27 protein-coding genes are annotated in these 26,193 nt (G+C 60.5%); 12 read left to right on the top strand and 15 right to left on the bottom strand.

Annotation, left to right across the window (positions count from 1 at the left end; genetic code table 11):
- Nucleotides 1-78: 78 nt before the first annotated feature.
- A complete protein-coding gene (locus tag KX729_RS16945; protein WP_219743632.1) occupies nt 79-327 on the top strand; it encodes a hypothetical protein in 249 nt (82 codons plus the stop codon).
- Here the strand turns inward: KX729_RS16945 and xdhC are convergent.
- Nucleotides 301-1,137: a xanthine dehydrogenase accessory protein XdhC gene (gene xdhC / locus KX729_RS16940; protein WP_219743748.1), complete on the bottom strand. Its 837-nt coding sequence runs from the start codon at nt 1,135-1,137 to the stop codon at nt 301-303. The two genes, KX729_RS16945 and xdhC, sit on opposite strands and share 27 nt — an antisense overlap.
- 71 nt (nt 1,138-1,208) lie before the next feature.
- On the bottom strand, nt 1,209-1,913 hold the full coding sequence (locus tag KX729_RS16935) for a DUF899 family protein (RefSeq protein ID WP_219743631.1): 705 nt from the start codon (nt 1,911-1,913) through the stop codon (nt 1,209-1,211).
- Between the two features lie 183 nt (nt 1,914-2,096).
- On the opposite strand from KX729_RS16935, the gene KX729_RS16930 reads away from it, so the two are divergent.
- Nucleotides 2,097-3,011: a DMT family transporter gene (locus KX729_RS16930; protein ID WP_219743630.1), complete on the top strand. Its 915-nt coding sequence runs from the start codon at nt 2,097-2,099 to the stop codon at nt 3,009-3,011.
- A gap of 3 nt (nt 3,012-3,014) precedes the next feature.
- Here KX729_RS16930 and KX729_RS16925 read toward each other — a convergent pair whose 3' ends face one another.
- From KX729_RS16925 to KX729_RS16905, 5 genes are all read right to left on the bottom strand, one after another.
- Nucleotides 3,015-3,515: a GNAT family N-acetyltransferase gene (locus tag KX729_RS16925; protein ID WP_219743629.1), complete on the bottom strand. Its 501-nt coding sequence runs from the start codon at nt 3,513-3,515 to the stop codon at nt 3,015-3,017.
- Between the two features lie 9 nt (nt 3,516-3,524).
- Complete coding sequence (locus tag KX729_RS16920) at nt 3,525-3,956, bottom strand: hypothetical protein (protein ID WP_219743628.1); 432 nt, start codon at nt 3,954-3,956, stop codon at nt 3,525-3,527.
- Nucleotides 3,957-4,065: 109 nt separating this feature from the next.
- A complete protein-coding gene (xdhB, locus tag KX729_RS16915; RefSeq protein ID WP_219743627.1) occupies nt 4,066-6,402 on the bottom strand; it encodes a xanthine dehydrogenase molybdopterin binding subunit in 2,337 nt (778 codons plus the stop codon).
- A gap of 265 nt (nt 6,403-6,667) precedes the next feature.
- A complete protein-coding gene (gene xdhA, locus KX729_RS16910; RefSeq protein ID WP_219743626.1) occupies nt 6,668-8,152 on the bottom strand; it encodes a xanthine dehydrogenase small subunit in 1,485 nt (494 codons plus the stop codon).
- Nucleotides 8,153-8,305: 153 nt separating this feature from the next.
- Entirely contained in the window at nt 8,306-9,106 is an 801-nt protein-coding gene (locus KX729_RS16905; protein WP_219743625.1) for a 3-hydroxybutyrate dehydrogenase, read from the bottom strand.
- A 201-nt stretch (nt 9,107-9,307) separates the two neighbouring features.
- On the opposite strand from KX729_RS16905, the gene KX729_RS16900 reads away from it, so the two are divergent.
- Together KX729_RS16900 and KX729_RS16895 are read left to right on the top strand one after the other, a co-directional pair.
- The gene (locus KX729_RS16900) at nt 9,308-9,655 is read left to right on the top strand and encodes a YidB family protein (RefSeq protein ID WP_219743624.1); all 348 of its coding nucleotides are present in this window, start codon (nt 9,308-9,310) and stop codon (nt 9,653-9,655) included.
- 100 nt (nt 9,656-9,755) lie between these two features.
- Complete coding sequence (locus KX729_RS16895; RefSeq protein WP_219743747.1) at nt 9,756-10,214, top strand: hypothetical protein; 459 nt, start codon at nt 9,756-9,758, stop codon at nt 10,212-10,214.
- A 175-nt stretch (nt 10,215-10,389) separates the two neighbouring features.
- Here the strand turns inward: KX729_RS16895 and KX729_RS34265 are convergent, their stop codons facing one another.
- Together KX729_RS34265 and KX729_RS16885 are read right to left on the bottom strand one after the other, a co-directional pair.
- Nucleotides 10,390-12,972, bottom strand: coding sequence for a calcium-binding protein (locus KX729_RS34265; RefSeq protein ID WP_219743623.1), 2,583 nt, complete (start codon nt 12,970-12,972; stop codon nt 10,390-10,392).
- 245 nt (nt 12,973-13,217) lie between these two features.
- Entirely contained in the window at nt 13,218-14,126 is a 909-nt protein-coding gene (locus KX729_RS16885) for a GGDEF domain-containing protein (protein ID WP_219743622.1), read from the bottom strand.
- Between the two features lie 221 nt (nt 14,127-14,347).
- On the opposite strand from KX729_RS16885, the gene glpK reads away from it, so the two are divergent.
- Both glpK and KX729_RS16875 read left to right on the top strand, forming a co-directional pair.
- The gene (gene glpK, locus KX729_RS16880) at nt 14,348-15,841 is read left to right on the top strand and encodes a glycerol kinase GlpK (protein ID WP_219743621.1); all 1,494 of its coding nucleotides are present in this window, start codon (nt 14,348-14,350) and stop codon (nt 15,839-15,841) included.
- 109 nt (nt 15,842-15,950) lie between these two features.
- Complete coding sequence (locus KX729_RS16875; RefSeq protein ID WP_219743620.1) at nt 15,951-17,201, top strand: D-alanyl-D-alanine carboxypeptidase family protein; 1,251 nt, start codon at nt 15,951-15,953, stop codon at nt 17,199-17,201.
- Nucleotides 17,202-17,208: 7 nt separating this feature from the next.
- Here KX729_RS16875 and KX729_RS16870 read toward each other — a convergent pair whose 3' ends face one another.
- The 5 genes from KX729_RS16870 to KX729_RS16850 all read right to left on the bottom strand — a co-directional run bounded on the left by KX729_RS16870 (nt 17,209) and on the right by KX729_RS16850 (nt 20,594).
- The gene (locus KX729_RS16870) at nt 17,209-17,760 is read right to left on the bottom strand and encodes an SH3 domain-containing protein (protein ID WP_219743619.1); all 552 of its coding nucleotides are present in this window, start codon (nt 17,758-17,760) and stop codon (nt 17,209-17,211) included.
- Between the two features lie 126 nt (nt 17,761-17,886).
- On the bottom strand, nt 17,887-18,315 hold the full coding sequence (locus tag KX729_RS16865; RefSeq protein WP_219743618.1) for a VOC family protein: 429 nt from the start codon (nt 18,313-18,315) through the stop codon (nt 17,887-17,889).
- A 90-nt stretch (nt 18,316-18,405) separates the two neighbouring features.
- The gene (locus tag KX729_RS16860; RefSeq protein ID WP_219743617.1) at nt 18,406-18,858 is read right to left on the bottom strand and encodes a GFA family protein; all 453 of its coding nucleotides are present in this window, start codon (nt 18,856-18,858) and stop codon (nt 18,406-18,408) included.
- Between the two features lie 67 nt (nt 18,859-18,925).
- The gene (locus KX729_RS16855; protein WP_219743616.1) at nt 18,926-19,633 is read right to left on the bottom strand and encodes a glutathione S-transferase N-terminal domain-containing protein; all 708 of its coding nucleotides are present in this window, start codon (nt 19,631-19,633) and stop codon (nt 18,926-18,928) included.
- A gap of 121 nt (nt 19,634-19,754) precedes the next feature.
- Complete coding sequence (locus tag KX729_RS16850; protein ID WP_219743615.1) at nt 19,755-20,594, bottom strand: N-acyl homoserine lactonase family protein; 840 nt, start codon at nt 20,592-20,594, stop codon at nt 19,755-19,757.
- A 135-nt stretch (nt 20,595-20,729) separates the two neighbouring features.
- Here KX729_RS16850 and KX729_RS16845 point away from each other — a divergent pair, with 135 nt between their 5' ends.
- From KX729_RS16845 to KX729_RS16835, 3 genes are all read left to right on the top strand, one after another.
- Complete coding sequence (locus KX729_RS16845; RefSeq protein ID WP_219743614.1) at nt 20,730-21,593, top strand: helix-turn-helix domain-containing protein; 864 nt, start codon at nt 20,730-20,732, stop codon at nt 21,591-21,593.
- 77 nt (nt 21,594-21,670) lie between these two features.
- Nucleotides 21,671-22,060: a YciI family protein gene (locus KX729_RS16840; protein ID WP_219743613.1), complete on the top strand. Its 390-nt coding sequence runs from the start codon at nt 21,671-21,673 to the stop codon at nt 22,058-22,060.
- Nucleotides 22,057-23,310 carry an RNA polymerase sigma factor gene (locus tag KX729_RS16835; protein WP_219743612.1) on the top strand — a complete coding sequence of 418 codons (1,254 nt, stop codon included), beginning with the start codon at nt 22,057-22,059 and terminating at the stop codon, nt 23,308-23,310. The genes KX729_RS16840 and KX729_RS16835 overlap by 4 nt, the downstream gene beginning before the upstream one ends.
- Nucleotides 23,311-23,478: 168 nt before the next feature.
- Here KX729_RS16835 and KX729_RS16830 read toward each other — a convergent pair whose 3' ends face one another.
- A complete protein-coding gene (locus KX729_RS16830) occupies nt 23,479-23,778 on the bottom strand; it encodes a DUF1905 domain-containing protein (protein ID WP_219743611.1) in 300 nt (99 codons plus the stop codon).
- 166 nt (nt 23,779-23,944) lie between these two features.
- Here KX729_RS16830 and KX729_RS16825 point away from each other — a divergent pair, with 166 nt between their 5' ends.
- From KX729_RS16825 to KX729_RS33530, 3 genes are all read left to right on the top strand, one after another.
- Nucleotides 23,945-24,418 carry an SRPBCC family protein gene (locus tag KX729_RS16825; RefSeq protein ID WP_219743610.1) on the top strand — a complete coding sequence of 158 codons (474 nt, stop codon included), beginning with the start codon at nt 23,945-23,947 and terminating at the stop codon, nt 24,416-24,418.
- 326 nt (nt 24,419-24,744) lie between these two features.
- Complete coding sequence (locus tag KX729_RS33535) at nt 24,745-25,167, top strand: hypothetical protein (RefSeq protein WP_246617634.1); 423 nt, start codon at nt 24,745-24,747, stop codon at nt 25,165-25,167.
- Nucleotides 25,164-26,189, top strand: coding sequence for a sensor histidine kinase (locus KX729_RS33530; RefSeq protein ID WP_312991104.1), 1,026 nt, complete (start codon nt 25,164-25,166; stop codon nt 26,187-26,189). Before KX729_RS33535 ends, KX729_RS33530 begins: the two co-directional genes overlap by 4 nt.
- Nucleotides 26,190-26,193 lie beyond the last annotated feature (4 nt).

Genomic DNA, 26,193 nt, shown 5'->3' with positions numbered 1-26,193 from the left:
TTGAATTGGAAATCGCCGGCAATCCGGCGCATTCATCATCTCACGCAAGCAATGTTATTTATGGATGTGGAGCAAATCATGCTGTCCGCAAACGCTCAAGCCGTGTCTCTGAAACCCGATCCGTTGCAGTCCAGCGGACTGGATGGCTTCTGGCGATCGCTCGGCCGTTTCCTTCTGCGGGTTGTCAGGCGCGGCCCGCGCCGGGCGCCGGCCTTGCCGGAGGAGTTACATGCCGATGTCGGATTTGCCGAAGGCCTTCCCTTCGATCGCGAGGCTGCCTTCTGGAACGGGCGGCATCGCTCAAAGGCTCGAGACCTGCCGCTTTGAAGCCTGCTGCTCCGCTGCCGCATAGGTCTCCAGCAACTCGGCGGCGACCAGCGCCGCGATGACGGCCGGGCGCTTGTCCTTCACCGTATCGCCGCCGATCGGCAGAACGAGGCGGGACAGCATCGCATCATTGCCGCCCTCGCGCTTCAGCCAATGAGAAAAGGTCGCACGCTTGGTGAGCGAACCGATCATGCCGACATAGGCGAGGTCTTGGCGGGCAAGCGTTTCCCTGGCGATCAGGAAATCCAGCGCATGATCATGCGTCAGGATGATCGCGGCACCGCCGGCCGGGATGGCTTTGACGAAGGCTTCCGGCATGGCGGTCAGGTGTTTCGCCGCATCATCGGGCAGGTCTTCCAGCGCCTCGGAACGCGTTTCGATCACGGTTACGGCAAAGGGCAGGGGCGACAGTGCCTTGGCAAGCGCCTGGCCCACATGGCCGGAACCGAACAGGAAGATCGCCGGCCTTTCGTCTTGCTCGTTGCGCAGCTTTCGCTCAAGCCGTTCGGCGACCTTTGATGTGACCGGCCTAAACGAAAGCTTCGTGCGACCGCCGCAGCATTGGCCGATCTCCGGGCCAAGCGGGATGTCCATCACCGGCATGCCGCTGCCGGAGAGCATCGCGCGGGCATTGTCGATCGCCATATATTCGAACTGTCCGCCGCCGATCGTGCCCCAGATGGCCGTGTTCGACACCAGCATGAACGTGCCTTCTTCACGCGGCGTCGATCCCTTTGCCTGGCTGATCTCGATCAGGATGGCGCGCGGATGGAGGGCGATGAAGGCGGCAAGTGGCAGGTGGTCGTGCATATCGTCAGATTGCACACCAAATCCTGTGGCTTTCAAGCCCTTCTTCGTAAGCCACCAAGCCACCAAGCCGCTCAGTAGCTGAGCTTCGGATACCAGTCGGTGCCACGGCCTTCGGGTGTCAGGTCGAGCATAGACCAGAGCGAGGCAATATCCGGGGCGGTGCGCGGGTCCTGGCCGGGATCGGCCGCCTCCATCGGCATTTCGGCGGCCCAGAACAGCCGCACTTTGTCGCCGTCCTGCTTGAACACGCCGAAAACCGGGTTCTCGCTGCCGTCATCGTTGAGCAGATGCAGATCGCGAGCAAAATCGTCGCCGACAGTCTGGACGAAATCGAGATCCTTCCAGCCGCGCTCGGCTGCGAAGGCAAGCTGGCGATCGACCGGGCTGCGGCCAATGATTTTCAGCGCGACGCGCTGTTTGATATCGGCGGCATTGCCATTCACCGAACCCAGCCAGTTGGTACACATCGGGCAGGGGCGCTCCCGCTGCGGGCCGTACATCCAGAAATAGATGACCAGTGCATCCTTGCCGTCGAACAGATCGATCAACCGATGCTCGGCGCCGGTTTCGTCCTTGAAGCGGTAATCCTTTTCGATGACCGGACCGGGCGGCAGCGCCATGCGCTGCTCGGTCAGCTTCGTCATCTGGCGGCGGAACTCGATCTCCGCCTTCAGCAGATCCTGCCGCGCCTTGGCATAATCGGCGCTTTCGCCGGGAAAGGGTGGCTGTCTGAGCTTGGCGAGTTCGGCTGCGGGCTTCAGGCTGGAAAAATCCATGATCATCTCCTCCCGTGGTCAAAGCCTGTAACGCCAAACCGGAGAGGTCGTTGCAACGGTCTCCGGATGCGCTTGCTTTCGCCATCGCCGCTCGTTACAGCCGCGACGCATATAGGCCTGCCCAAGGATGTTTCGACCTGTAACGTCCAATCCGCGCATTCCCATCCGAAACCGAAGACATCCATGAAGCCTCGCGATCTCGCCATCTACATTTTCCTCGCCACTGCCTGGGGATTGTCCTTTCTCGTCGTCCTGAAGGTGGTGGCCGCTTTCGGCTGGGTGGCGGCGGTGTCGATCCGCGCCTTCGTCGCTAGCGCCACGCTGTTCCTGCTGGCCAAGATTACCCGCCGGCGGCTCGATTTCAGCGCCGGATGGTGGCCGTTCTTCGTGGTTGGCGCCACGACCGTGGCGGGCCAGTTGCTTGGCCTTTCCTATGCGACGCCGCTGATCGGCACTGCGATGGCGGCGATCATCGTTGCCTCCATCCCGCTGTTTTCCATGGTCATCAGCCAGGTCTGGGGGCTGGAAAAGATGCGGCCGAGCGGCTTGCTGGGGCTCGCGCTCGGCGTGGCCGGCATCGTGCTGCTGGTCGGCTTTCCGGCGGTGCCGGTGACGGGTGAATTCATCCTTGGCTGTGCGGCGGCTCTCGGCGCCTGCTTCTTCGCGGCCTTCGGCAGCAATTATGCCAGCCACAAGTTGAAGCACGCCGGCTCCTGGGAGGTGACCACCGGCTCCTTCCTGTTCGGAGGCCTGATCGCCCTGCCGTTCCTCGTCGTAGTGCCGATCCCGGGCGTGCCTGGTGCGATCGATATCCTCTATCTTCTGGTCTCCGCCTGCGTGATGAGTGCCACGACCTATGTGCTTTACTTCACCCTCGTTGGCTCGATCGGCGCGACCAAGGCGATCAGCGTCGAGTTCGTGGTGACGGTGGTGGCCGTGCTGGTCGGCGCGGTGATCCTGAAGGAGCCGCTGTCGCCGGTGCAGTTTGTCGGCGCGGCGGTGATCATTTTAGGTTGCACGATGGTGCTGGGGTTGTTTCCATGGCAGAGGTCGAAGGTGGCGAACGTGCCGCTGCCGCATCAGGATGGGGTGCCGTGAGGCTCAGTGCGTGACGTCGAAAGCCGGTGAATAGGTCAACTCGCCCTTTGGAGTCGAACCGGAAAATATAATTCGCTGGATATATTTCCGGTCGAGATCGCCATAGGAAAGCTGTCCATCCGCTTCGAAGCCGGAGCTTCGATAGACATTCGGATTGCCGATCAAGGCACATCCTTTTGCGCCCATGGCTTTCAGCCGCGTCAGACCCTCGCGGATAAGCTCCTTGCCGATCCCCTGTTTCTGCCGATCCGCTCTGACGGAAATTGGTCCAAGGCCGAACCAGCTACCGGACATGCCGCCAATAGAGACGGGTGAGAACGCGATATGGCCGACGATGACGCCGTCCTCCTCCGCGACCAGCGACAGAGTGAGATCGCCGGAGGCCCTCAATGCGCGGATGATCGGGCCTTCGGTACCTGAGCTATAGGGCATCGGCGCGAAAGCAGCCTGTGTCAGCTCGTAGATTGTATCTTCGTCGCCGGGGCCTTCGGAGCGTATATTCATGTTGTACCGTCAGTGGGTTTCGAGCGTTTGAATTTCGACTTTTTTACAAATGGCGGAAAGGTCGCAGCCATAGCTCGCTGACATTTGAAACAGGATGACCTCCCGCTGCGCAATTCTGGATATCTGTCGTTCTCTGAAATCGGCATGTTGATCATGCACATATTTCGGCACCGCCGGATGCGGGTGAGGATGGAGGATGCTCAAGTCTTCCGGTGACGGGCGGGTGCCGCTGGTTAGCCTGACATTCATGACGATGTTGCCCAGTTTGAATTCATCGGCTTGCAGTTCTTCAACCTCCAGGAGGAGTATCTGGAAGGCGCCTTTGACCAGGTGCTTCATCGTCAGTTCGACTGTCTTGTCGAACGTTCGGATACCGGTCAGATAGCCATCGTGAAAATCCGGCTCGATCATGAAGCCGAGTTCGTTGCGCTTGTAGATCATCACGGTTCCCGAGGTTCAGTCTTATTGACCGACCGGTCTTTTGTATGGGCTCAGGGCGTTCGTAGCTGCAATTGGTTCACTGGATCAATTGCTTCGGCTTCGCCGACCGCTACTCACTCTTCAACCGCTCCACCGCCATCAGCACCCGCTCCGGCGTCGCCGGCGCGTCGAGCCTCGGGCAGACCGCATAATCGGCCACGCTCGCCACCGCCATGGAAATCGCTTCCAGCACAGAGATCGCCAGCATGAAGGGCGGTTCACCGACGGCCTTGGAGCGGCCGATCGTGTGTTCGGCGTTTTCCGCCCATTCGGCGAGCTTGACGTTGAAGATCTTCGGGCGGTCGGAGGCGAGCGGGATCTTGTAGGTGGAGGGGGCGTGGGTGCGCAGGCGTCCCTTGGCGTCCCACCAGAGTTCTTCCGTCGTCAGCCAGCCCATGCCCTGCACGAAGGCGCCTTCCACCTGGCCGATATCGATTGCCGGGTTCAGTGACTTGCCGACGTCGTGGAGGATATCGGCGCGGTCGACCATGTATTCGCCGGTCAGCGTGTCGATCGAGACTTCCGAGACGGCGGCGCCGTAAGCGAAATAATAGAACGGCCTTCCGCGGCCCGCCTTACGGTCCCAGTGAATCTTTGGCGTCTTGTAGAAGCCGGCGGCCGAGAGTTGCACGCGGTCGTAATAGGCGGCGCGGATGAAGGTGTCGAAGGGGACGATCTCGCTGCCGATGCGCAGGCGGTTGGGCAGAAACTCGACCTGGCTGCGGTTCACCTTCCATTGCCGGCAGGCGAAGTCGATCAGCCGTTCGCGGATTTGGCGGGCGGCGTCGTAAGCGGCCATGCCGTTGAGGTCGGTGCCGGAGGAGGCAGCAGTGGCGGAGGTGTTGGGCACCTTGCCCGTCGTCGTCGCGGTGATCTTTACCCGGTCGATATCGACCTGGAACGTATCGGCCACGACCTGGGCCACCTTGGTATAGAGGCCCTGGCCCATTTCGGTGCCACCATGGTTCAGGTGGATCGAACCGTCATTATAGATATGCACCAGCGCGCCGGCCTGATTGTAGGCGGTCATGGTGAAGGAGATGCCGAATTTTACGGGCGTCAGGGCGATGCCCTTGCGGATGACCGGGCTCGCTGCATTGAACTCAAGGATCGCCTGCCGCCGCGCTTGATAATCGGACGAGGTCTCCAGCTCCTCGACGAGGCGGGCAATGATGTTGTCCTCGACGTCCTGATGATAGGGCGTCAGCGTCCGGCCGGAGCCCGGCTGGCCATAAAAATTCAGCTTGCGGATTTCGAGCGGGTCTTTTCCGACGGCATAGGCGATTTCCTCGATGATCCGCTCGCTGCCGAGCATGCCTTGCGGGCCGCCGAAACCGCGGAAAGCGGTGTTTGAGACCGTATGCGTCTTCAGCGGCTGCGAGGTCAGATGCACATGCGGATAGAAATAGCTGGAATCCGCATGGAAAAGCGCGCGGTCGGTGACCGGGCCGGACAGGTCGGCGGAAAAACCGCAGCGGGCCGCATAGGTGGCGTCGACCGCTTGGATGCGGCCTTCCTCGTCGAAGGCGACGTCGTAATCGACGCGGAAATCGTGCCGCTTGCCTGTGACGGACATGTCCTCGTCACGGTCCGGGCGGAATTTGACGGCGCGTTTCAGCTTCTTGGCGGCCACCGCCGCAAGTGCCGCGAACTGGTTGCCCTGGGTTTCCTTGCCGCCGAAACCGCCGCCCATGCGCCGGGTCTTCACTTCGACGGCGTTGTTGGCGCAGCCGAGCACATGCGCCACCATGTGCTGCACTTCGCTCGGATGCTGGGTGGAGGACCAGATGGTGACCTCGTCATCCTCGCCAGGGATCGCCATGGCGATATGGCTTTCCAGATAAAAATGCTCCTGGCCGCCGATATACATGTGGTTCTGGATGCGTTTTGGCGCGTTTTCGATTTCCGTTTCCGGCTCGCCGCGCTTCAGCGTCATCGGCTCGACGACCAGCTTGCCGCCGTTTTCGCGGGCGCTGTCGATATCGGTCCAGTGGGGAAGGTCGTTATATTCGATCTTCGCGAGCTTTGCCGCCTTGCGGGCCTGGTCGCGGGTCTCGGCAATGACGGCGAAGATGATCTGGCCGTGGAATTCCACCTTGTTTGTGGCGAGCAGCGGCTCGTCATGCTGGCCGGTGGAGGCGACGTCGTTAAAGCCGGGGATATCGGCAGCGGTCAGGACATGGACGACGCCGGGGGCGGCCTTGACGGCGGAAAGGTCGATCGAGACGATTTCGGCATGCGCCCGGTCGGAGAGGCCAAGACCGCCGTGCAGCGTGCCGATCGGTTCCTGGATATCGTCGATATATTCGGCACTTCCGGTGACATGCTTGTGTGCTGAATCATGTTTCAGCGAGACATGCATGCGGCCGTTGATGATCGGTTTGGTTTCGAAGGTGGATTTGTCCATCAGAGGGTCCCTCCGGTGCGAGGGTGATTGAGGCGGATGGAGAGCTCCGCAAGCCGATCTCCCCCCTTGAGGGGGAGATGCCCGGCAGGGCAGAGGGGGGGATGGCGGGGCACATCCGCAAACTTGTACTTAGCGGGAACGTTGCCATCCCCCTCTGTCACCTTCAGTGACATCTCCCCCTCAAGGGGGGAGATTATTTGGAGGGTGCCTTGCCGCTTCCCGTGCCAATTCACCGTTGCATTATTCTGAAATGACGCCCCCAACATCACGCTTCCTCCACTTCAAACCGCCGCAGCTCGTGGCTCTGGCCGGCGGTTTCCAGGAAAAAACGGGTGAGGAGGTTCTTGGCTGTCAGGCTGCGGTATTCGGCCGTCGCGCGCCAGTCCGACAGCGGTTGGTAGTCCTCGTCGAATGCGTCCCGCGTCGCCGAAACCAGGTCCCAGTTCCAGACCTGGCCAAGAAGTGCTTCCTCGACGTGTTTCGCCCGCTTGGGCGTTGCCGCCATGCCGCCGAAGGCGATGCGGATCATCGCCACCTTGCCGTCGCCGTCGAGCGCCAGATAGAAGGCGCCGCACAGCGCCGAAATATCCTCGTCGCGGCGCTTGGAAATCTTGTAGACGGCGAAGTGGTTGTCTTCGGCCGGGCGCGGCACGAATACCCTTTCGACGAATTCGCCGGCCAGCCGGTCCTGCTTGCCATAGGCGATGAAATAGTCTTCCAGCGGAATAGTGCGCCGGCCGGCATGGGTGCGCAGCGTCAGCTCGCTGCCCAGCGCAATCAGCGCCGGAGGTGTGTCGCCGATCGGCGAGCCGTTGGCGATATTGCCGCCGATCGTGCCCATATTGCGCACCTGCTGGCCGCCGATACGGTCGATCAGCCGGCCGAAGGCGGGGATTTCGGTCGAAAGCGTGCGCAGCGCCTGGGTATAGCTGACGCCGGCGCCGATGGTGACGCCGGTTTCCGAGGTTTCTACGGTTTGCAGTTCGCCCAGGTGGTTGATGAAGATGACCGGGTTCAACACCCGCATCTGCTTGGTGACCCACAGCCCGACATCGGTGGCACCGGCGACGATGGTCGCATCCGGCTCTTCGGCCAGGATATCGGCGAATGCCGCGACCGAGCCGGGTACGATGGAACGCGCCGTCCCGTTCGTCTCGGTTTTCTCGACCACGATGGTGTCGTTCTCCGCCTGGATCGCCCAGAGTTTCGCCATAATCTGGATGCGGTCGCGCTCCAGCGGATCGAACAGCGAACTCGGGCGGTTGGCGGCGACCTGTTCGGCCGCCTTGACGATCGGCTCATAGCCTGTGCAGCGACAGAGATTGCCCTGCAATGCGCTTTCGATCTCGGCCCGGGTCGGGCGTTCGGTGGTGAGCCAAAGGCCGTAGAGCGACATGACGAAGCCGGGCGTGCAGAAGCCGCATTGCGAGCCGTGACAGTCGACCATCGCCTGCTGTACGGGATGCAGTGCGCCATCCTTGCCGGCCAGATGCTCGACGGTGACGACATGGGTGCCGTGCAGCGAGCCCATGAAGCGGATGCAGGCATTGACGCTTTCGTAGCGAAGACCCTGGTCCGTCAGGCGGCCGACCAGCACCGTGCAGGCGCCGCAATCGCCCTCGGCACAGCCTTCCTTGGTTCCCGTCAGCCGCCGCTTCAGGCGCAGATAGTCGAGAAGGGTCTCGGTAGGACCGAAGTCTTTGAATGTGACCTCTTCTCCGTTCAATATGAAGCGGATGGCTTCGCTCATTTCTCTCCTTCGTCTGCCGTTTCCGGCCTGAAAGCGCGTCGCGATCCTTCAGATCCGCTGCATGCGCCTTAGCTCTTTTGCCGCTCGCATATCGTTGCTGCGAAACCGCGGCACGCTTTGCGCGACATGCTTTAAAGTCTTTAACCGCGCATCTTATTGCGCGGTCCAGCCTCCGTCTATGGAGATATGTGTGCCGGTGACGCTCCTTGCCGCATCGCTTGCAAGGTAGATCGCGGTCGCGGCCACTTCCTCGATTGCGACGAATTCCTTGGTCGCCTGCAGCCGCAGCATGATCTGGTCTTTTACTTCAGCTTCGCTAATGCCCTTTTCGCGCGCCTGATCGGGGATCTGCTTTTCCACCAGCGGGGTCATCACATAGCCGGGGCAGATGGCGTTGACGGTAATGCCGAATTCGGCAAGCTCGAGGGCGGCGGTCTTGGTGAGGCCCATAATGCCGTGCTTGGCCGCGACATAGGCGGATTTGAAGGGCGAAGCCACGAGGCCGTGCGCGGAAGCGACGTTGATGATGCGGCCCTTGCCACTCTTTTTCATCAGCGGGATCGTATGGCGCATAGTGTGGAAGGCGGAAGAAAGAAGGATGGCGATCAGCTGATCCCATTTTTCCGGCGGGAATTCCTCGATCTTCGCCACATGCTGGATGCCGGCATTGTTGACCAGCACATCTACCGTTCCGAAAGACCTGACCGCCGTGCCGATCAGGTCGTCGATTTCGGCCGGCTTGGTCATGTCCGCGCCGTGGTAAAGGACGGTGCCGGAGCCGAGGGTATCCAGTTCCCGGCGTGTCGCCTCGATCGCATCGGACGGCCCGAAGCCATTGGTAATGACATGGGCGCCTTCGGCTGCGAAAGCCCTGGCGATGCCGAGCCCGATGCCGCTGGTCGAGCCTGTAACGACGACGGTTCTGGGGGCGACCTTGGGAACGGTTCCGGTCATGCGCAAATCTCCCTGCAGTATGGCGTTCTTGTGCGCCGCAAACTCTCGTGCAGGTTATGCGAAAATCGGTCGGGCTGGCAATCGGGGACTTGGAATGCGGGCTTTCCGACCAACGATCACGTCATCGATCCGTGATGACAGGCAAAACGCGAAGTGATATGAAGGATTTATTAAGTGCGGACAGGTTTCCGGGAGGATGAAATGGGTCTGTTCGATGGTCTTGGCAGTCTTGTGACCGACGCGCTGAACGGCCGGCCGATCAATATTCTCGCCGTGGCGGAAGATCTCTTCCAGAACGCCGGCGGCGTGAACGGAATTCTCAACCAGCTTCAGCAGGCCGGGCTCGGCGATCAGGTGAAATCCTGGATCGGTACGGGCGGCAACCTGCCGGTTTCTCCGGAGCAGATCAAATCCGCTCTGTCCAACGAACAACTGCGCGGCCTCGCGAACGCCTTCGGCGTCGATCTCGACAGCCTGCCGCAGCTTCTTGCCCAGCATCTGCCGCACGCAGTGGACAAGGCAAGCCCGAACGGGGTTCTCCCGTCCTGACGGGGGCATCCAGGCACTTTCTGAATGCCTCAGGCGCATGATTCTGAGGCGTAAACCCTTTTGGCAACCTAGCTTCAGGCAAATCCCCATGTACACGAAGATGTATGGAAAACTGACCATTGTCGCCGCCGGCACGCTCCTTGCGGCACTCGCCATGTCTTCTCCCGCCAGCGCGCTGACGATGAAGGAATGCAGCGTCAAGTATCAGGCTGCCAAGGCCGATGGTTCGGCCAAGGACGTGAAGTGGAACGACTTCCGCGCCAAGAACTGCGGCGCCGATGCGGCGGCCGCCGACAAGGAAGACGAAGCCGACATCGCCAAGACGGACGAGAAGGAGCCGGAAAAGGCTGCTGCCACCGTCAAGGCTCCGAAGGGCGTCAAGTTCCCGAAGGTGGTCGACAAGAAATACGCCACCGAAACCCCGGCCCGCCAGCGTCTCCACACCTGCGTCGACAACTACCGCGCCAACAAGGAAGCCGGCACGCTGGAAGACCTGAAGTGGATCCAGAAGGGCGGCGGCTACTGGAGCCTGTGCAACACGGCGCTCAAGGCCGGTTGATTAAACAGATTCAGCGCGATCTGAGGAGAGGGGCGCCCGCGGCAACGGTCTCGGGCGCTCTTTTGCCATCATCGGCAAACGGTCCTGACCTGTTTGAGATGTCCGACTAGGCCAACGGCAGACAACAGGTCTGCGCTTAGCCTAGTCGGCATCCATATGGAATGCGCCTTATCCGTTATGCGATGATGTCGAAATCGGCGAAGCTGAGAGGCAGGTTCTTGTCGAGGATTGCAAATTGCACCGCAGTCTTGGCTCCTGTGCCATCTGCATCGTAGAAAAGCTTGCCAGTGCTTTTGTCGTAGATGATGCGGTCATTCGCGTCATGGGCTTTTGTTCCTGTCCAGAACGCGGAGCTGGAGAGTTTTCCGATTGCCCCGACTTCTGCGAAACAACTGCGTTTGAGTTGGATTAAATCTTCCGAAGTATCGAAATCACCGATCTCATCGATGTTCGCCAGGCCTAGTTTGGTATTGAACTCGAAACTGTCGGCCCCGGCACCACCTACCAGCATGTCGTTGCCGTTACCGCCCGCGAGAGTGTCATTACCTACGCCTCCAAACAAATGGTCGCGGCCGTCACCTCCCGACAATCGGTTATTCCCGGTATTGCCCCAGATCGCATTATCCAGATGGTTACCCGACCCATTGATATGGGCCGAGCCGAGAAGCTTCAGATTTTCCACCTGCCGATAATCATTGAGGCTGCGGGTGATCGTGGAGGTAATCGTGTCGATGCCGCCGTCTTCCGTGACGATGTCGTGTTCGGCTCCCAGAACATAGGTATCGTTACCGTTGCCACCGATCAGGTTGTCGTTGCCTAGTCCGCCATCGAGAATGTTGTCGCCGCTATTGCCCCAGATGGTGTTTTTGAGATTGTTGCCGGTCGCCTTCAGGTTTTGCGTCCCTTCAAGCTTCAGGTTTTCGATCGTCGCGTATGAAGCCAGAGAACGGCTGATCGTCGAGATGATCGTATCTGTGCCTGCGGCGTCAATGACGGTATCGTTCTCCGCACCCAGAATATATCTGTCGTTGCCGGTGCCGCCGTTCAGGATGTCGGCGCCAAGTCCGCCGTTCAGCGTGTTGTTCCCGCTGTTTCCCAATATCGTATTGGATAAGGCATTGCCCGTCCCGTTGATATTGGCGCTTCCGGCAAGCGTCAGGTTTTCGATGTCCAGATATTTCTCAAGCGAGTAGCTCACGGACGCGGAGATTTTATCGACACCCGAACTGTCGATAATCACATCCCCAAGGGCGTCGACTTTATAGGTGTCGTTTCCCGCGCCGCCGATGAGCGTGTCTAACCCTTCCAAGCCGTCGAGAATGTTGTCTCCGCTATTGCCCTTGATGACATTGTCTTCGCGATTGCCGGTGCCGTTTATCGAGGCTTTACCAGTCAACGTGAGGTTCTCGAAATTTTGGAGGAGGCGATAGCTGGTGGAAATCTGGACGGTGTCGATGCCGTGGTCGCCGTATTCGTATACCTCGTCATCGGCGTCGATGATGTAGGTGTCGTTTCCACCGAAGCCATGCAGGATATCCGCACCTCCCCCGCCATTCAATCGGTCGTTGTCGTAGCCTGCATCGACATTGTCGTTTCCTCGTCCTCCCATAAAGTCGAGCGATCCCCTAAATCCGTTGACCGAGGAGCCGTTAAATTCAACATTGCCGCTCGAGACGACCACAGGGATATCGCTGCCGGAAAAGTCGACTTTCATCTTTTCGAAAGAATAGACGGAGATGTACCCCGAAAACGAAGCGTCCAATAGGATCGTATTGGTTCCTGAGCCTCCCGAGAAATTGCTGAAAAAGTCATCGGCCGTGGAACCGGTGTAAAACCTTGTACCAAAATGCATTCCCCTCACATCGAGGGTGTCATTTCCCTGCCCAAGATTCACGTTGAAATGTTCAAAACCGCTTATCCTGGTGTTTTCAGCGAGCGTCAGCTCCGAGGTAAGTTGGTCGGCCGGGCGAAAATAGATATTATCCTTGGCGTCGCCCAATCCGATCCTGAGATCATCCAAGCCGCTGCCGCCACGCATTGTGGCTCCCTTATGGCCGTATATGACGTCGTTGCCGGATTCGCCATCAAAAATGTCGCCGACAAATGAGTTGTCATCGCCATTGCTCGACCAACCGATCTCGTCATTCCCCGCGCCACCATAAATCTTGGCTAGTCCGTCGAACCCGATATTCGTTATCTTGTCGTTCCCCAATCCGCCCCGAAGGGTGAGATTGTACGCATCCCAGATAATTCCGTTAAAATTACCGTACTTAAGTGTCGCTCCGTTGAATGAAGCTGCAGTTTTTATTTTTGATAAGTCTATATTGATATTTTCAAATTCGAAGATTTGTAAATTCCCGTAATTATCTCCATTCAGGAGCAATGTATCATTGCCCGCGCCTCCAGAAAATCTGTCGTGCTCAATGCCTTTACTGACAACAAATCCAGCGCTTCTTGCATCAAGCGTGTCGGCACCGCTGCCGAACGTGAAATCGAAGCGCTCAAATCCGGAAATGACCGTTTTCGGCAGTAGCGTGACGTCGCCCTTCAATTGCTCCGTCAGCGTGAGCTTGATCGCCTGTTTCTGCCCCTCTGCACTGAAAATAAGCTTGTCGGTATCTGCGCCGCCGCGCATCGTTGCGCCAATGGCGCCTGTGATGATGTCGTTACCGGCGCCGCCATCGACGATGTCGCCAGGGAGAGCGGTGATCTTGTCGTTACCTCTGGTTCCGGCTTTCATTTTCACGCTAGACGACATGCTGAACCTTTTATCATGAACTATGCGAATGCAGGTGGTGTTCAGCCATACGTAGCAACAAATATGGTGGGCCGCCAGATCACGTGAGAGCTGGCGACATACAATTTTGAGTAGGAGTTCCGCATATCTTGCAGAAAGGTGGGATGCGGCTGAAAAATCTGTATTCTGAATGAATTAGCATGGTGTGAGGTACATCCGGATGAGGATGAACCTCTCCGGATTTGCCTTGTGCCGCGGCTTCGGGGTCAAGCCTTCTTCGTCCAAAAGTCGGGCTGATTTTCCGTCTCTTGATAGGCTTGCCGCACGCAGTTGCGGCCGGAGGCTTTTGCTTCGTAGAGCGCCTTGTCGGACATCCGGAGCATCTGCTGCAGTCCATCACCGGGAAGGGCTTGATAGACGCCGAAGCTTGCGGTCATGCGGCCGGGCGGCAGCGGTTTCACTTCGGTTCTCGCCAGTGCTTCACGCAGCCGCTCGGCGATCGCGGTCGCTTCCGCGCGGCCGGCGCGGGGCATGAGGATGCAGAATTCCTCGCCGCCGATGCGGGCTGCAAGATCGCCGGAGCGGATGCAGCCTCGGATCACCTCTGCCGCCGTGACAAGAACCTTGTCGCCGACGTCGTGGCCGTGATTGTCGTTGATTGCCTTGAAGCGGTCGAGGTCAAAAACAACGATGGATACCGGTTCGGACTGGCGATCGGCACGGGCGAGCTCCTCTGCCGTGCGTTCGCCGAGCCAGCGGCGATTGCCGAGCCCGGTCAGCGGGTCGGTCATTGCCTGATGGCGAAGGCGATGCACCATCGTTTCCATTTCCGCCACCATGGTGGTGACGGCGGTTGCCAGGAGGCCGATCTCGTCACGCTGGCGCAGGTCCATGCGGATCGGGGTTTTGTCGACGTGATAGGTTTTTACGGCGGCGACGAGATTGCGTAGCGGGCGGATCAGCCACCAGAGGGATGACAGGCACATGCCGGTGCCGACGACGGTGGCGCCGATCAACAGGCCGAGGACCGGGCCTGGGCGGGCCTCGAAACCGCTGGCCAGGTAGGCGATAAAGACGATAAGCGGCACATGCACGGAGACGAAGCAGATGGTGAAGACCTTGACCGTCAGCGACGTGCTGAAGACGCCGAGGACAGTTGACGATATCGGATTCATTCCGACCTCCCTTCTGAACAGTTCGAGCGAGCCGGAAGCTAGGCACGGTTCCCGAAGAGGGCGTAAATCGAATCGTTAAAATTTTATCTTTCTGGGAGAGCGCGGTGGATAACCGGGTTAGGCCTCTTCCGCCCGGCCTTGATCATTTTGCCGGCCAATTTTGTTTGACCCCTCCCGCTGCTTCTGCTCAAAACAGCCGACGTGCGAAGAGGAGGAATGGCATGGCGGGTTATGTTCTGGCGATCGATCAGGGGACGACGTCCAGCCGGGCGATCGTTTTCGATGGCGACATGAAGATCGCCGGCATCGGCCAGAAGGAATTCACCCAGATCTTCCCGAAATCCGGCTGGGTCGAGCATGATCCGGAGGAAATCTGGGAAAGTGTTCTGTGGTCCGTCAAACAGGCTTTCAAGGAAGCCCGTGTCGAGGCGAAGGATATCGCGGCGATCGGCATCACCAACCAGCGCGAGACGGTCGTGGTCTGGGAGCGCGAAAGCGGCAAGCCGATCCATAACGCCATCGTCTGGCAGGACCGCCGCACGGCGAGCTATTGCGAAAAGCTCAAGAAGCAGGACCTCGAAAAGCTCTTCACCCGCCGCACCGGCCTGCTGCTCGATCCGTATTTTTCCGGCACGAAACTTTCCTGGATGCTTGCCAACGTGAAGGGCGCGCGGGCGAGGGCGGCCAAGGGCGAACTCTGCTTCGGGACGATCGACACCTTCCTGATCTGGCGCCTGACCGGCGGCAAGAGTTTCGTCACCGACGCGACCAATGCGTCGCGCACACTCCTCTACAATATCGGCGAGAATCGATGGGATGAGGACCTTCTGGAGATCCTGCGCGTGCCTGCGGCGATGCTGCCGGAGGTGAAGGATTGCGCCGCCGATTTCGGCACTACCGAAGAAAGCCTTTTCGGTGCGGCTATCCCGATCCTCGGTGTCGCCGGCGACCAGCAGGCGGCGACGATCGGCCAGGCCTGTTTCGAGCCCGGCATGCTGAAATCCACCTACGGCACCGGCTGCTTTGCGGTGCTGAATACCGGCGCCGACATGGTGCGCTCGAAGAAACGGCTGCTGACGACGATCGCCTATCGCCTGGATGGCGAGACGACCTATGCGCTGGAAGGTTCGATCTTCATCGCCGGTGCCGCCGTGCAATGGCTGCGCGACGGGCTCGGCGTCATCGAGAAGGCGTCGCAATCCGGCGATCTGGCGGCCGATGCCGATCCGCATCAGGATATCTATCTCGTGCCGGCCTTCACGGGGCTTGGTGCGCCGCATTGGGATGCAGAAGCGCGCGGCGCGATCTTCGGACTGACCCGCGCAACTGGCCCGGCGGAATTTGCCCGCGCGGCGCTGGAGGCGGTCTGCTACCAGACCCGCGATCTGCTCGACGCCATGCAGAAGGACTGGAAGAACTCGAACGGCGATACGGTTCTGCGTGTCGACGGCGGCATGGTCGCGTCCGACTGGACGATGCAGCGGCTCTCCGATCTGCTCGACGCGCCGGTCGACCGGCCGACCATTCTGGAGACGACGGCGCTGGGCGCTGCCTGGCTTGCGGGCTCCAGTGCGGGCGTCTGGCCCGACAGGAAGGCGTTCGCGAAAAGCTGGGCGCGGCAGCGTCGCTTCGAGCCGGAGATGGACGAAAAGACCCGCGCCACCAAGATCCGGGGCTGGAAGGATGCCGTGCGGCGCACGCTGACGACGTCCTAAGTTCTTGTTTTGACAGGTGCGCGATAAAAACTTGAGCAAAAACTCACGTACGTCATTTTCGCACCATCTTTGGTGTCATATTGTCCGCCGATCTTCTAGAGGGTACCTGATGTTTCGGATTTCGCGGGTTGTGGCGTGGATTGTCCTTTTGGGGGCGAGCCTGGCATTCGGCAGGACGGCACAAGCCGATTACGCGCATTTCATCTATGATGTGAAAAGCGGCAAGGTTCTGACGCAGGACGGCGCGGACGAGCTCAATCATCCGGCCTCGCTCACCAAGATGATGACGCTCTACATGACCTTCGAGGCGCTGCGCGATCGGCGGATCAGCTGGGACCAGGACATCCTCATCACTCCGAATGCGGCGTCCAAGATTCCGTCCAAGCTCGGCGTGCCGGAAGGCAAGACGATCACGGTGCGCGAGGCGGTCAACGGCATGATCGTGCGCTCCGCCAATGACGCGGCGGCTGCCATGGGCGATTATTTTGCCGGCACGGAAGAGCGTTTCGGCGAGATGATGACCAAGCGGGCACGGGCGCTCGGCATGAGCCGCACCGTCTTCAAGAATGCATCCGGCCTGCCGGACGATGCGCAGGTGACCACGGCCCGCGACATGGCGGTGCTGGCGCTGGCGCTGATCCGCGATTTCCCGCGCGAATATGCAATGTTTTCGGCCAAGAACATGGAATTCCGCGGCAAGCGCCTGCGTGGCCACAACAACCTCATGTACCGTTATCCGGGCATGGACGGCGTCAAGACGGGTTACATCAAGGCCTCTGGTTTCAACATTGCCAGCGCGGTCAATATCAACGGCCGCCGTTATATCGGCGTGGTGATGGGCGGCAAAACGGCACGCATCCGTGACGACCGGATGGCTGCGCTTCTCGACCAGTATGTGCCGGGCAACGGCGCTCCGGCGGATGGCGCGCTCGTCGCCTACGAAGAGCAGAAGCGTCCGGGTGAGGGCGCCGCAGCGGCACTCGCCATGGCCACGCCGACACCGACGCCGCGCAAGGAAATCACTCTCGGCACGGCAGCGGCGCCCGCCCGCGCCTCGATGACCAATCTTTATGCCACAGCTCAGCCGCAGCAGCCCATCGTACAGCAGCCTGTCGGCCCGATCGTCGGCGTCCAGATCGCCGCTGCCGGCACACGCGAAGCCGCCACTGCTCTGCTTGAGCAGGCACTGCCGGTGCTTTCGGGAAATTACGGCCGACTGGCGCCGAGCGTTGAAAATTACGCGGAAGGCGGCAAGCAGTATTTTCGCGCACGGCTTCTCGGATTTGCCGATGCCGGCGCAGCAGGCCGCGCGTGTGCGGCACTGCAGGCGAAATCGATGAACTGCTTCGTGGTGCGTTGAGCTTTCGTTACTCGACGGTCTCGCCGGGATAGACACCCCAGAGCGCGCTTTGTTCGACAAAGCCGCTGATGCGGCGCTCGGTAAGGGTCACCCTGCACCATTTACCGTCGCAATGAGCGATCTCCAGCCGCACGCGGGCAGAAAGTGTTGCGACGGTTCTGGCTTTTGCCGAGGCGGATGCATGGAGTGCCACAGGCGATGTCAGCCAGGGTCCGACAACCGCCGTCCGGCGACTGGAGAGAAGCGGCGCCAGCATCCAGCCGGTAACGCCCTCCTGATCCCGCACGCGCCGCCAGTTTCCATATTCCTCGGTGATTTCCAGCGGCAGGCCCCGGACGGAGTAGACCCATTTCGTCGGGTAGTCGGTCGAGGGGCCGACGCGCATGTTGGCCTTTTCGGATCGCAGCGAAACGAATCGGGGTATGGGAAAACCGGTTTCGCGCCCCTTCTTCCAGCCGGCGCTGAAAGTGGGTTTCTCTCCATCTCCCTGCGCCACGGCCGACGATAAGGGCAGGGAAAGCGCCAGAAGCGCGGTGGCAAGAATGGTAATGGTCTTCATCGATCAGCCGCAGTTTTCGTCGGGCGGTCATGGCCGGACGGTCTTCATTGGCCTTACGCAGGGTAACCGACCGGTTAATGCCGGCCGGCAACCTGGACACGGATAGTCACGATGGGGTTATAGGCCTTAGCTTTTTACCGGCTCGTTCATCGACCACATGACCCCGAACGGATCGCGCAGCTGGCCATAACGGTCGCCCCAGAACATCACCTGCAGATCCATGACCACGGTCATGCCGGCATTGATGGCGCGTTTCCACCACATGTCGATATCGACTACCGGCAGAAGCACGGTGAAACCGGCCGGCGCCTCGTAAGGGTGACCATAATCCGGATAGGGATCGTTCAGCATGACCGAGCCGCCGTTGATGTAGAGGTGCACATGCATCGTGCGCCCCTTTTCATCGACGGGGTGAAAGTCTTCCAGGCTGGCGCCTAGGGCCTTCTGGTAGAGTTCGGCAGCCTTTATCGCGCCATCGACCTGCAGGTATGGCACGATCCCGCCGAGAACCGGGGACGGTGCCTTGGTTTCGCTCGCCTGAGCAGTCGTATCCATGAAAATTCCTCCTTCGTGGTTGTCGGTTCCGTTGGAGCCGAACCGAGGACGAAGGAGAACTGGCGGAGCCGACAGGCGTTATCTAAAAAATCAGCCGCGCTCGGCAAATTCCTGCAGCAGCGGTCCGAAACTCTCCATCGGCGGAAATTCCGGGAAGCTGTGAGCGGCACCCGTTTCGGCCCAGGGAAATTTAGTGGACGTGTAGGTTTCGACGAACGGGGCGAACCAGGAATAGTCTTCGAGCATGGTCGGGCGCACATTGACGAAATCCATACCGACCGGCCGCGTGAACATCCAGCTTTTGCAATTCGGGCAATGGTAGTGCTGGATTTCGGCACCGTGCACGCCACCGATCACCGGTTCACCCTGGATAACCTCGAAACCGGCGGCCGGGACGGCAGCCGTGCAGGAAAAGGCGCTGCCGCTCATCTTCTGACAGCCGCGGCAATGGCAGGCGGCGGTGAAAAGCGGCTGGGCGCTGATCTTCAGGCGAACCTGACCGCAACGGCAGGTTCCTTCGAGCGGGAGGGAAGGTTTCGGCATGGCTATCTCCTTGTGACGCACAAGGAGATAGCGTGACGCCGTGATATTGTCAGGCGTTTTTAGAGTTTCAGGCCGGACGTTTGGGGATGTCCAGGCCGCGGGCAACGGCCGGGCGGGCGAGGCCGCGTTCCAGCCATAACGGCACGTTCTTCAGCTGGTCGTATTCGACGAATTCACCGGCGCCGTAGAAGCCGACAAGGTTGCGCACCCAGCCGAGCATGGAAATGTCGGCGATCGTATAATCGTCGCCCATGATCCAGTCGCGGCCTTCAAGCCGGGTTTCAAGCACGCGGATGATGCGATGGGATTCCTTGGCGTAACGGTCACGCGGACGCTTGTCCTCGATATCCTTGCCGGCGAACTTGTGGAAGAAACCGAGCTGGCCGAACATCGGGCCGAGACCCGCCATCTGGAAGAAGACCCACTGGATCGTCTCGTAGCGCTTGGCGGCATCCGAAGGCAGCAGCTTGCCGGTCTTTTCGGCGAGGTAGATCAGGATGGCGCCCGACTCGAACAGGCCGAGCGGCTTACCGTCCGGGCCATTCGGATCGATGATCGCCGGAATCTTGCCGTTCGGGTTCAGCGCCAGATATTCCGGCCCCCAGGTTTCGTTCTCGCCGATATTGATGAAGTGCGGCTCGTAGGGCAGGCCGATCTCCTCCAGCATGATCGAAACTTTCACGCCGTTCGGCGTCGGCGTCGAATAAAGCTGCAGTACGCTCGGGTCCTTGGCGGGCCATTTGGAGGTGATGGGGAAGGCGGAAAGGTCGGCCATGCGGATATTCCTCGGGTGCGGGAGTGAGCCAGTGGGACGGCTTCCCGCGGAATATATCCACCGGCGCGAGATGCGCCAGTGGCGTTTCATGGACGCTGTGTTTCAGACCGCGCGCTATCGCCTACTTCGCGCTGGCCGGAAATGCCGGCAGGCGAGAAACGTGGCTCGGGTCGTGCTGGATGACCAGCGTCGCTTTCAGGCCGTCGGCGATCTTTGTCAGGCGTTCCATCGAGGCAAGCGTTTCGGCGCGGTCGGCGTTGAAGCCGGGCACACCGCGATTGTCGATCTGCTTTTCGAAATGCACGACGTCACCGGAGAGCAGGATCGGGCCTTTCTGCAGCAGCTTGACGAGGAGGGCCGTCTCGCCTTCCGTGTGACCCGGCATGGCGAGCATCATGACGGAACCGTCGCCGAAGACGTCCCGGTCGCCGGAAACGGGATCGACCTTGCCCTTGCCGTCCAGCCAGTGCTTGACGAGCGTCGCATCGACGCCGAAGGGCAGCGGCTTCTTCTTGAACGTCTCCCAGTCGGCGGCACCGATCATCAGCTTTGCTCTCGGGAAGGTCGCGGCCTGGCCCAGATGGTCGAAATGGTTGTGGCTGATGCCGATCGTGGCAATCTGCTCCGGCTTGATGCCGATCTTGGCAAGCTGGCTCGGGATGTCGGCGTCCAGCGCCACGGCGAGCGGTTGGCTGAGGTCGGGTTTCTGGCCGACGAGGGCGGCCGGCAGGCCGGTATCCCACAGCAGGTAATCGCTGTCGTGACGGATGACGTAGCAGCTGTCGGTGAGCGTGCCGTGCTCACCGGCATAGGCGAAGGTGTCGGAGAAGATCGACATGTCCTTGACCTGCACGGTGCCGCAATCGAGCCGCCAGAGTTCGAGATCTGGAGCCGCCTTGGCAGGAGCGGAGAGTGCCAGCAATGCCGCGGCGGTGGTGATGAGCGAAGCGAAAGTCTTCATGGAAGGGGTCCTTTGTTGAAGCCGTCGCTTTCTGCCCTGTATCATATGCCTCTCCGTGCCGGATTTCTGCCGACTTGAGCCCGAAACGCTCAGCGGGGATATTTTTCGCTCATCATCATGCGCTATAGTGTCCCCATGAACCTTGTCCTCAGAGAACGCCTTCCCGATCTTTCCCGCCGCCTGCTCGACCGGCTGCGGCCGATGGTGGCCGGCAAGCTGAAGCCCGGCATGAACGAATATGCCGAGCAGATCTTCATCTATTGCTGCTTCGATCGGGAGAAGGTGAAGGCGCTCGAGCTCGAACATCCGATGGTCGGCATCGTGGTCTATGGCCAGAAGGAAGTCTGGCTTGGCGACCGCATGCAGGCCTTCGGGCCGGGATCCGTCTTCGTGCTGCCTGCGGGGGTGGCGCTGGATGCGGTGAACGCGCCCGACGAAGCGACAGGATATTACGTGGCGCTGCGCCTCGACGTGGCCGGCCTGCCGGAAGGGATTGCACCGCTCTCGACCGCCGAGCGGCTGGAAGGCGGGGCGACCGGCTGTTTCGGCCTGCCGCTCGGAGAGGATCTGGTCGAGGCGCTCTGCCATGCGGCTGCGACGATTGCCGATGGCGCCGTTTCCGAAACCATCAAGCGGTTACGGATGACGGAAGTGCTGGCGCTGCTCCGGCCCCTGCCGGAAGCCCGGCCGCTTTTCCGCCAAAGCCTCTCGGAAGAGATCGCCTGGCTGATCGCTACGGCGCCCTCGGAGGCCTGGAGCGTTGCCGAGGTGGCGGCAGAGCTTGGCATCGGGGCTTCGACTCTGAGACGGCGGCTGTCGTCCGAGGGGACATCGTTCCGGGCGGTGCTCCGCCGCGAGCGGCTGAAAGCCGGGCAGAACGCCATCGCATCCGGCGCATCGGCCATCGCTGCGGCGGAAGCCGCCGGTTATGCCTCGCGGTCGCATTTTTCGCGCCGCTTCCGCGAGACTTTCGGCACCAGCCCCTCCGGGCGTCGATAAGCAATCCCGAAAAAAGTTGCTGCGACCTGTCGGCTGAGCGGCTACTCCTTCGTCATTCATGTGAGAGGGAGAGAAACATGCTGTATGCCATCCTTTGCTACGCCCACGAGGAGACCGTCTTCGCCTGGTCCAAGGACGAGGAAGACGCCGTCATGGCGAAGCTGCTCGAGGTTCAGGCGCCTTATGCGAAAGCCGGCAAGCTCGGCCCCGTCGGGCGGCTGATGCCGACGACGGCGGCCACTACCGTGCGCAAGGGCAAGGACGAAGCGCTCGTCATCGACGGGCCGTTTGCGGAAACGAAGGAAGTGCTGCTCGGTTTCTATACGGCCGAATTCGACACGCTGGACGAGGCCGTGACCTTTTCCAAGGAGCTTTCGGCCGTCAATCCCGGTTCGAGTTCCTATGAAATCCGCCCCTTCTACGTTTTCCATCCCGGTGACATGAAGAATAGCGAGAGCAAGACATGACAGATATCGCCTGGATCGAACTTGCGCTGACGGCGGCCCGGCCGCAGGCGCTTGGCGCGTTGCTGCGTTACTTCCGCGATCTCGACATCGCAGAAGAGGCTTTCCAGGAAGCATGCCTGCGGGCGATCCGCACCTGGCCCGACAAGGGACCGCCGCGTGATCCGACCGCCTGGCTGATCTTCGTCGGCCGCAATAGCGGCATCGACCAGGTCCGCAAGCGCTCGAAGAACGATCCGCTGCCGGAAGAGGAGGCCTTTTCCGATCTATCCGATGCTGAAGACGATATCGCCGACCGGCTCGACAATTCCAATTACCGCGACGACATCCTGCGGCTGATGTTTATCTGCTGCCATCCGGACCTGCCGAACACCCAGCAGATCGCGCTGGCGCTCAGGATCGTTTCCGGGCTGACAGTGCCGCAGATCGCGCGGGCGTTTCTGGTCGGCGAAAGCGCCATGGAGCAGCGCATTACCCGCGCCAAGGCGCGCGTCGCCAAAGCCGGGGTGCCGTTCGAGACGCCGGGCGCGGAGGAACGAGCCGAACGGCTCGGCATCGTCTCGTCGATGATCTATCTCGTTTTCAACGAGGGTTATTCGGCCGGCATTACCAACAAGGACAGCGCCGCCTTCTGCGACGAAGCGATCCGGCTGGCACGGCTTCTCCTGCGCATTTTTCCAGGCGAACCGGAGATCATGGGCCTCTTGGCGCTGATGCTGTTGCAGCATTCCCGGGCGCATGCGCGCTTCGACGGGCAGGGGCAGATCGTGCTTCTGGAAGACCAGAACCGCTTGCTCTGGGACCGCCGGCAGATCAATGAGGCTCTGGCGTTGCTCGACAAGGCGATCCGCCATCGCAAGCCGGGCTCCTATCAGGTGCAGGCGGCGATCTCGGCCTTGCACGCTCGCGCCGCAAAGCCGGAAGATACCGATTGGGCGGAAATCACGCTGCTCTATAGTCTGCTGGAGCGTTTACATCCGTCGCCGGTCGTCAGCCTCAACAAGGCGGTGGCGGTCTCAAAACTGCGCGGGCCGGACGCAGCGCTGGATATGCTGGTGCCGCTCGCCGATGCGCTCGGGAGTTATTTCTATTTCCATGGCGTGAAGGGCGGGCTGCTGATGCAGTCCGGGCGGAAAGCCGAGGCGCGCGAGGCGTTCGACCGGGCAATCGCGCTGGCCAATTCGCCCGCGGAATGTGCGCATATCCGGCAGCAGATTGATAAGCTGGGTGAGGTGGGAGTGCCGGTGGGTTGAGGCTCGGACGACGGTGCGGCAACCACCTTTCTTCCCCCTTGCGGGGAAGATGCCAGCGGAGCTGACAGATGGGGTGGTGCCACATACCCGACGGTAGCATTTGCTGAACCACCCCCACTATGCCCCGTCGGGCATCTCTCCCCGCAAGGGGGAGAGATGGATTCGGCGCTACCGCTTCGGCTCCCGCATCGTCATCTCCACCGATATCCTGTCACCCGCCGTAATCCCCGTCTTCTTCCGCACGGCATCCTTCAGCGGCAAGTAATACGTCTCATCCTTCGCATAGAGCGCCGTATAGAACTCCATTCCGCCGATCATTACATCGACCGGGATCATCCCCCAGCCATAACTCAGAAGCTTCGACAGTCGCCGGATCTCTTCCGCTATTTCCCGCGGCAATGGCGCGAAGAAATAAGGTGAGGGGCCGCGCCAGTGGATGACGTCCGCCTCGAAGCTGAAAGTCTGCATCGGCTCTCCTTGTTCGCTTTACTCAGGCTGACGTATCCAGCCACGGTTTCAGAATTTTCGACTGAATTTCGAAAAAATTCCGTGCGCCGTGTCGGTTCCGGTTTCCCTCTTGCGTCCTAGGTTCAACATCGGGTGAGATGTTTGTCAAAACCAAAGGGAGACGAAAATGACCGCCAATACCGCCGCTTATGCATTGCAGCTGGTTCGGGAGATGGATGCGCCGGCCGACAAGCTGTTCAAGGCCTGGACAACGCCGGAACGGTTCGGGGAATGGTTCTGCCCGAAGCCCTGGACGGTGACCGAGGCGCGCTCCGACCTGCGCCCGGGCGGCGAAAGTTATATCCTGATGGAAGGTCCGAACGGCGAGAAGATGCCGAACCATGGCGTCTATCTGGAAATCGTGCCGAACCGGAAGATCGTCTTTACCGATGCCTACAAGGCGGCTGGCTGGGTGCCGGCGGAGAAGCCGTTCTTCACGGGCATCATCGAATTCGAAGACCTCGGCAACGGCCGCACCAAATACATCGCCACCGCGCTGCATTGGAAGGAAGAGGACATGAAGGCCCATCAGGAAATGGGTTTCGAAGCGGGCTGGGGCATCGTTGCCGATCAGCTCGAGGCGATTGCCAAGACGTTCTGACTATCCCGCTGCCGGGTCATGTCCGGTCAGCGTTGACTTCATGCCAATGCCGTCGAGAGGCTATCCAGCCTCTCGACGCTGAAAGGACGCCGGCAATAGTCTTCAGCACGTCGTCACCGGCCTCGCGGGCATAACAATCCATGTCGGCCGAAGTCTTTTCCTGCATGCCGCATCAACGGCTTGCGGAGCAGGAGAATTTGACGAAGTCTCCAAATCACTCATCCTCCCCATAGACAAACTCGATGCAGGTTCTACATCCGACTCTGATGATATAAACATATCTGGAGCGATGATTGATTGCGCATCCGGCCCGACAAGATGACATCATGCAATTTCCCGTGGGAGGAGGCGAAACCGGCGATCTGATCCGATCCTTCGATTGGTCGAAGACGCCGCTTGGGCCTATTTCCGGCTGGCCGCAAAGCCTCAAGACTGTGACGAGCATGCTTTTGCTGTCGCCCGTGCCGATCGTTCTGCTCTGGGGCGAAGACGGCATCATGATTTATAACGATGCCTATTCCGGTTTTGCCGGATTGCGCCACCCCGAACTTCTCGGTTCTAAGGTGCGCGAAGGCTGGGACGAGATCGCCGACTTCAACGACAATGTCATGAAGGTGGGCCTTTCCGGCCGCACGCTGGCCTACAAGAACCAGGAGCTGACGCTGATCCGGCACGGCAAGCCGGAGCCGGTCTGGATAACCTCGACTATTCGCCGGTTCTCGACGAAAGCGGCCGGCCGGCCGGCGTGATCGCCATCGTCGTGGAGACGACGCAGCAGGTGCTGGCAGAGAGGCGCCTGCGGGAGAGCGAAGAACGGTTCCGGGCGCTCACCAACGCGACATCGGACGTCGTCTATCATATGAGCCCGGACTGGAAGGAAATGCGTGCGCTCGACGGACGCGGGTTCCTTCCGGACATGGACAATCCAAGCATTGCCTGGCAGGGCCTGTATCTTTTTCCGGAGGACGTAGCCGGCATTCAGGCCGTCATCGATGAAGCGATCCGCACCAAAAGCGTCTTCCAGCACGAGCACCGCGTCCGGCAGGCCGATGGTGTCGCCGGTTGGACGCTGTCACGCGCAGTGCCGATCTTCGACGATCATGGCGAGATCATCGAATGGTTCGGGGCGGCATCGGATGTGACCGAAAGGCGGCGCAACGAAGAACATCTGCGGCTCGTCGTCCACGAACTCAATCATCGTGTGAAGAACAATCTTGCGATGACACAGGCGATTGCAGGCCAGACCTTTCGCAACGTGGACGATATCAAGGAATCACAAAGACGGTTCTCCGCCCGAATGGTGGCAATCGGCCAGGCCAACGACCTGCTAACCGGGGAGCGCTGGGTCGGCGCTTCGCTAAGGGGCGCGATCGAGCAGGCCATCCGGTCGCATTGTCCGGATGAGAGCCGTTGCCTGATCGAAGGCGAGGAGGATGTGCAGCTATCGCCCAAGACGGCGCTGGCTTTGACCCTTGCCATGCACGAGATGGCAACCAACGCGCTGAAATACGGCGCGTGGTCGAATTCCGATGGCAGGATTCGCGTCACCTGGGCGAGAGGGCACGGCGAGGGTGGTGAAGCCCGTCTGCAGATCGAATGGCGCGAAAGCGACGGTCCCCCGGTGTCGCCACCCTCACGGCGTGGTTTCGGTTCGGTGCTGATCGAACGCGGTCTGGCGCGGGAGATGGGCGGCAAGGTCAAGCTCGATTTCCAGCCGACCGGGCTCGTCTGCACGATCGATGCGCCCAGTGATCTGTATGGCGGGCGCTAGATCC

Origin of the sequence: Neorhizobium populisoli, assembly GCF_019430945.1 — a bacterium.
Classification (GTDB): domain Bacteria; phylum Pseudomonadota; class Alphaproteobacteria; order Rhizobiales; family Rhizobiaceae; genus Neorhizobium; species Neorhizobium populisoli.
This window is presented reverse-complemented; position numbering and strand designations above follow the sequence as displayed.

Excerpts from the sequence above, each read along its gene's own strand:
- KX729_RS16945 (WP_219743632.1), top strand. The coding sequence starts at position 79 with ATGCTGTCCGCAAACGCTCAAGCCGTGTCTCTGAAACCCGATCCGTTG.
- xdhC (WP_219743748.1), bottom strand. The coding sequence starts at position 1,137 with ATGCACGACCACCTGCCACTTGCCGCCTTCATCGCCCTCCATCCGCGC.
- KX729_RS16935 (WP_219743631.1), bottom strand. The coding sequence starts at position 1,913 with ATGGATTTTTCCAGCCTGAAGCCCGCAGCCGAACTCGCCAAGCTCAGA.
- KX729_RS16930 (WP_219743630.1), top strand. The coding sequence starts at position 2,097 with ATGAAGCCTCGCGATCTCGCCATCTACATTTTCCTCGCCACTGCCTGG.
- KX729_RS16925 (WP_219743629.1), bottom strand. The coding sequence starts at position 3,515 with ATGAATATACGCTCCGAAGGCCCCGGCGACGAAGATACAATCTACGAG.
- KX729_RS16920 (WP_219743628.1), bottom strand. The coding sequence starts at position 3,956 with ATGATCTACAAGCGCAACGAACTCGGCTTCATGATCGAGCCGGATTTT.
- xdhB (WP_219743627.1), bottom strand. The coding sequence starts at position 6,402 with ATGGACAAATCCACCTTCGAAACCAAACCGATCATCAACGGCCGCATG.
- xdhA (WP_219743626.1), bottom strand. The coding sequence starts at position 8,152 with ATGAGCGAAGCCATCCGCTTCATATTGAACGGAGAAGAGGTCACATTC.
- KX729_RS16905 (WP_219743625.1), bottom strand. The coding sequence starts at position 9,106 with ATGACCGGAACCGTTCCCAAGGTCGCCCCCAGAACCGTCGTCGTTACA.
- KX729_RS16900 (WP_219743624.1), top strand. The coding sequence starts at position 9,308 with ATGGGTCTGTTCGATGGTCTTGGCAGTCTTGTGACCGACGCGCTGAAC.
- KX729_RS16895 (WP_219743747.1), top strand. The coding sequence starts at position 9,756 with ATGTATGGAAAACTGACCATTGTCGCCGCCGGCACGCTCCTTGCGGCA.
- KX729_RS34265 (WP_219743623.1), bottom strand. The coding sequence starts at position 12,972 with ATGTCGTCTAGCGTGAAAATGAAAGCCGGAACCAGAGGTAACGACAAG.
- KX729_RS16885 (WP_219743622.1), bottom strand. The coding sequence starts at position 14,126 with ATGAATCCGATATCGTCAACTGTCCTCGGCGTCTTCAGCACGTCGCTG.
- glpK (WP_219743621.1), top strand. The coding sequence starts at position 14,348 with ATGGCGGGTTATGTTCTGGCGATCGATCAGGGGACGACGTCCAGCCGG.
- KX729_RS16875 (WP_219743620.1), top strand. The coding sequence starts at position 15,951 with ATGTTTCGGATTTCGCGGGTTGTGGCGTGGATTGTCCTTTTGGGGGCG.
- KX729_RS16870 (WP_219743619.1), bottom strand. The coding sequence starts at position 17,760 with ATGAAGACCATTACCATTCTTGCCACCGCGCTTCTGGCGCTTTCCCTG.
- KX729_RS16865 (WP_219743618.1), bottom strand. The coding sequence starts at position 18,315 with ATGGATACGACTGCTCAGGCGAGCGAAACCAAGGCACCGTCCCCGGTT.
- KX729_RS16860 (WP_219743617.1), bottom strand. The coding sequence starts at position 18,858 with ATGCCGAAACCTTCCCTCCCGCTCGAAGGAACCTGCCGTTGCGGTCAG.
- KX729_RS16855 (WP_219743616.1), bottom strand. The coding sequence starts at position 19,633 with ATGGCCGACCTTTCCGCCTTCCCCATCACCTCCAAATGGCCCGCCAAG.
- KX729_RS16850 (WP_219743615.1), bottom strand. The coding sequence starts at position 20,594 with ATGAAGACTTTCGCTTCGCTCATCACCACCGCCGCGGCATTGCTGGCA.
- KX729_RS16845 (WP_219743614.1), top strand. The coding sequence starts at position 20,730 with ATGAACCTTGTCCTCAGAGAACGCCTTCCCGATCTTTCCCGCCGCCTG.
- KX729_RS16840 (WP_219743613.1), top strand. The coding sequence starts at position 21,671 with ATGCTGTATGCCATCCTTTGCTACGCCCACGAGGAGACCGTCTTCGCC.
- KX729_RS16835 (WP_219743612.1), top strand. The coding sequence starts at position 22,057 with ATGACAGATATCGCCTGGATCGAACTTGCGCTGACGGCGGCCCGGCCG.
- KX729_RS16830 (WP_219743611.1), bottom strand. The coding sequence starts at position 23,778 with ATGCAGACTTTCAGCTTCGAGGCGGACGTCATCCACTGGCGCGGCCCC.
- KX729_RS16825 (WP_219743610.1), top strand. The coding sequence starts at position 23,945 with ATGACCGCCAATACCGCCGCTTATGCATTGCAGCTGGTTCGGGAGATG.
- KX729_RS33535 (WP_246617634.1), top strand. The coding sequence starts at position 24,745 with ATGCAATTTCCCGTGGGAGGAGGCGAAACCGGCGATCTGATCCGATCC.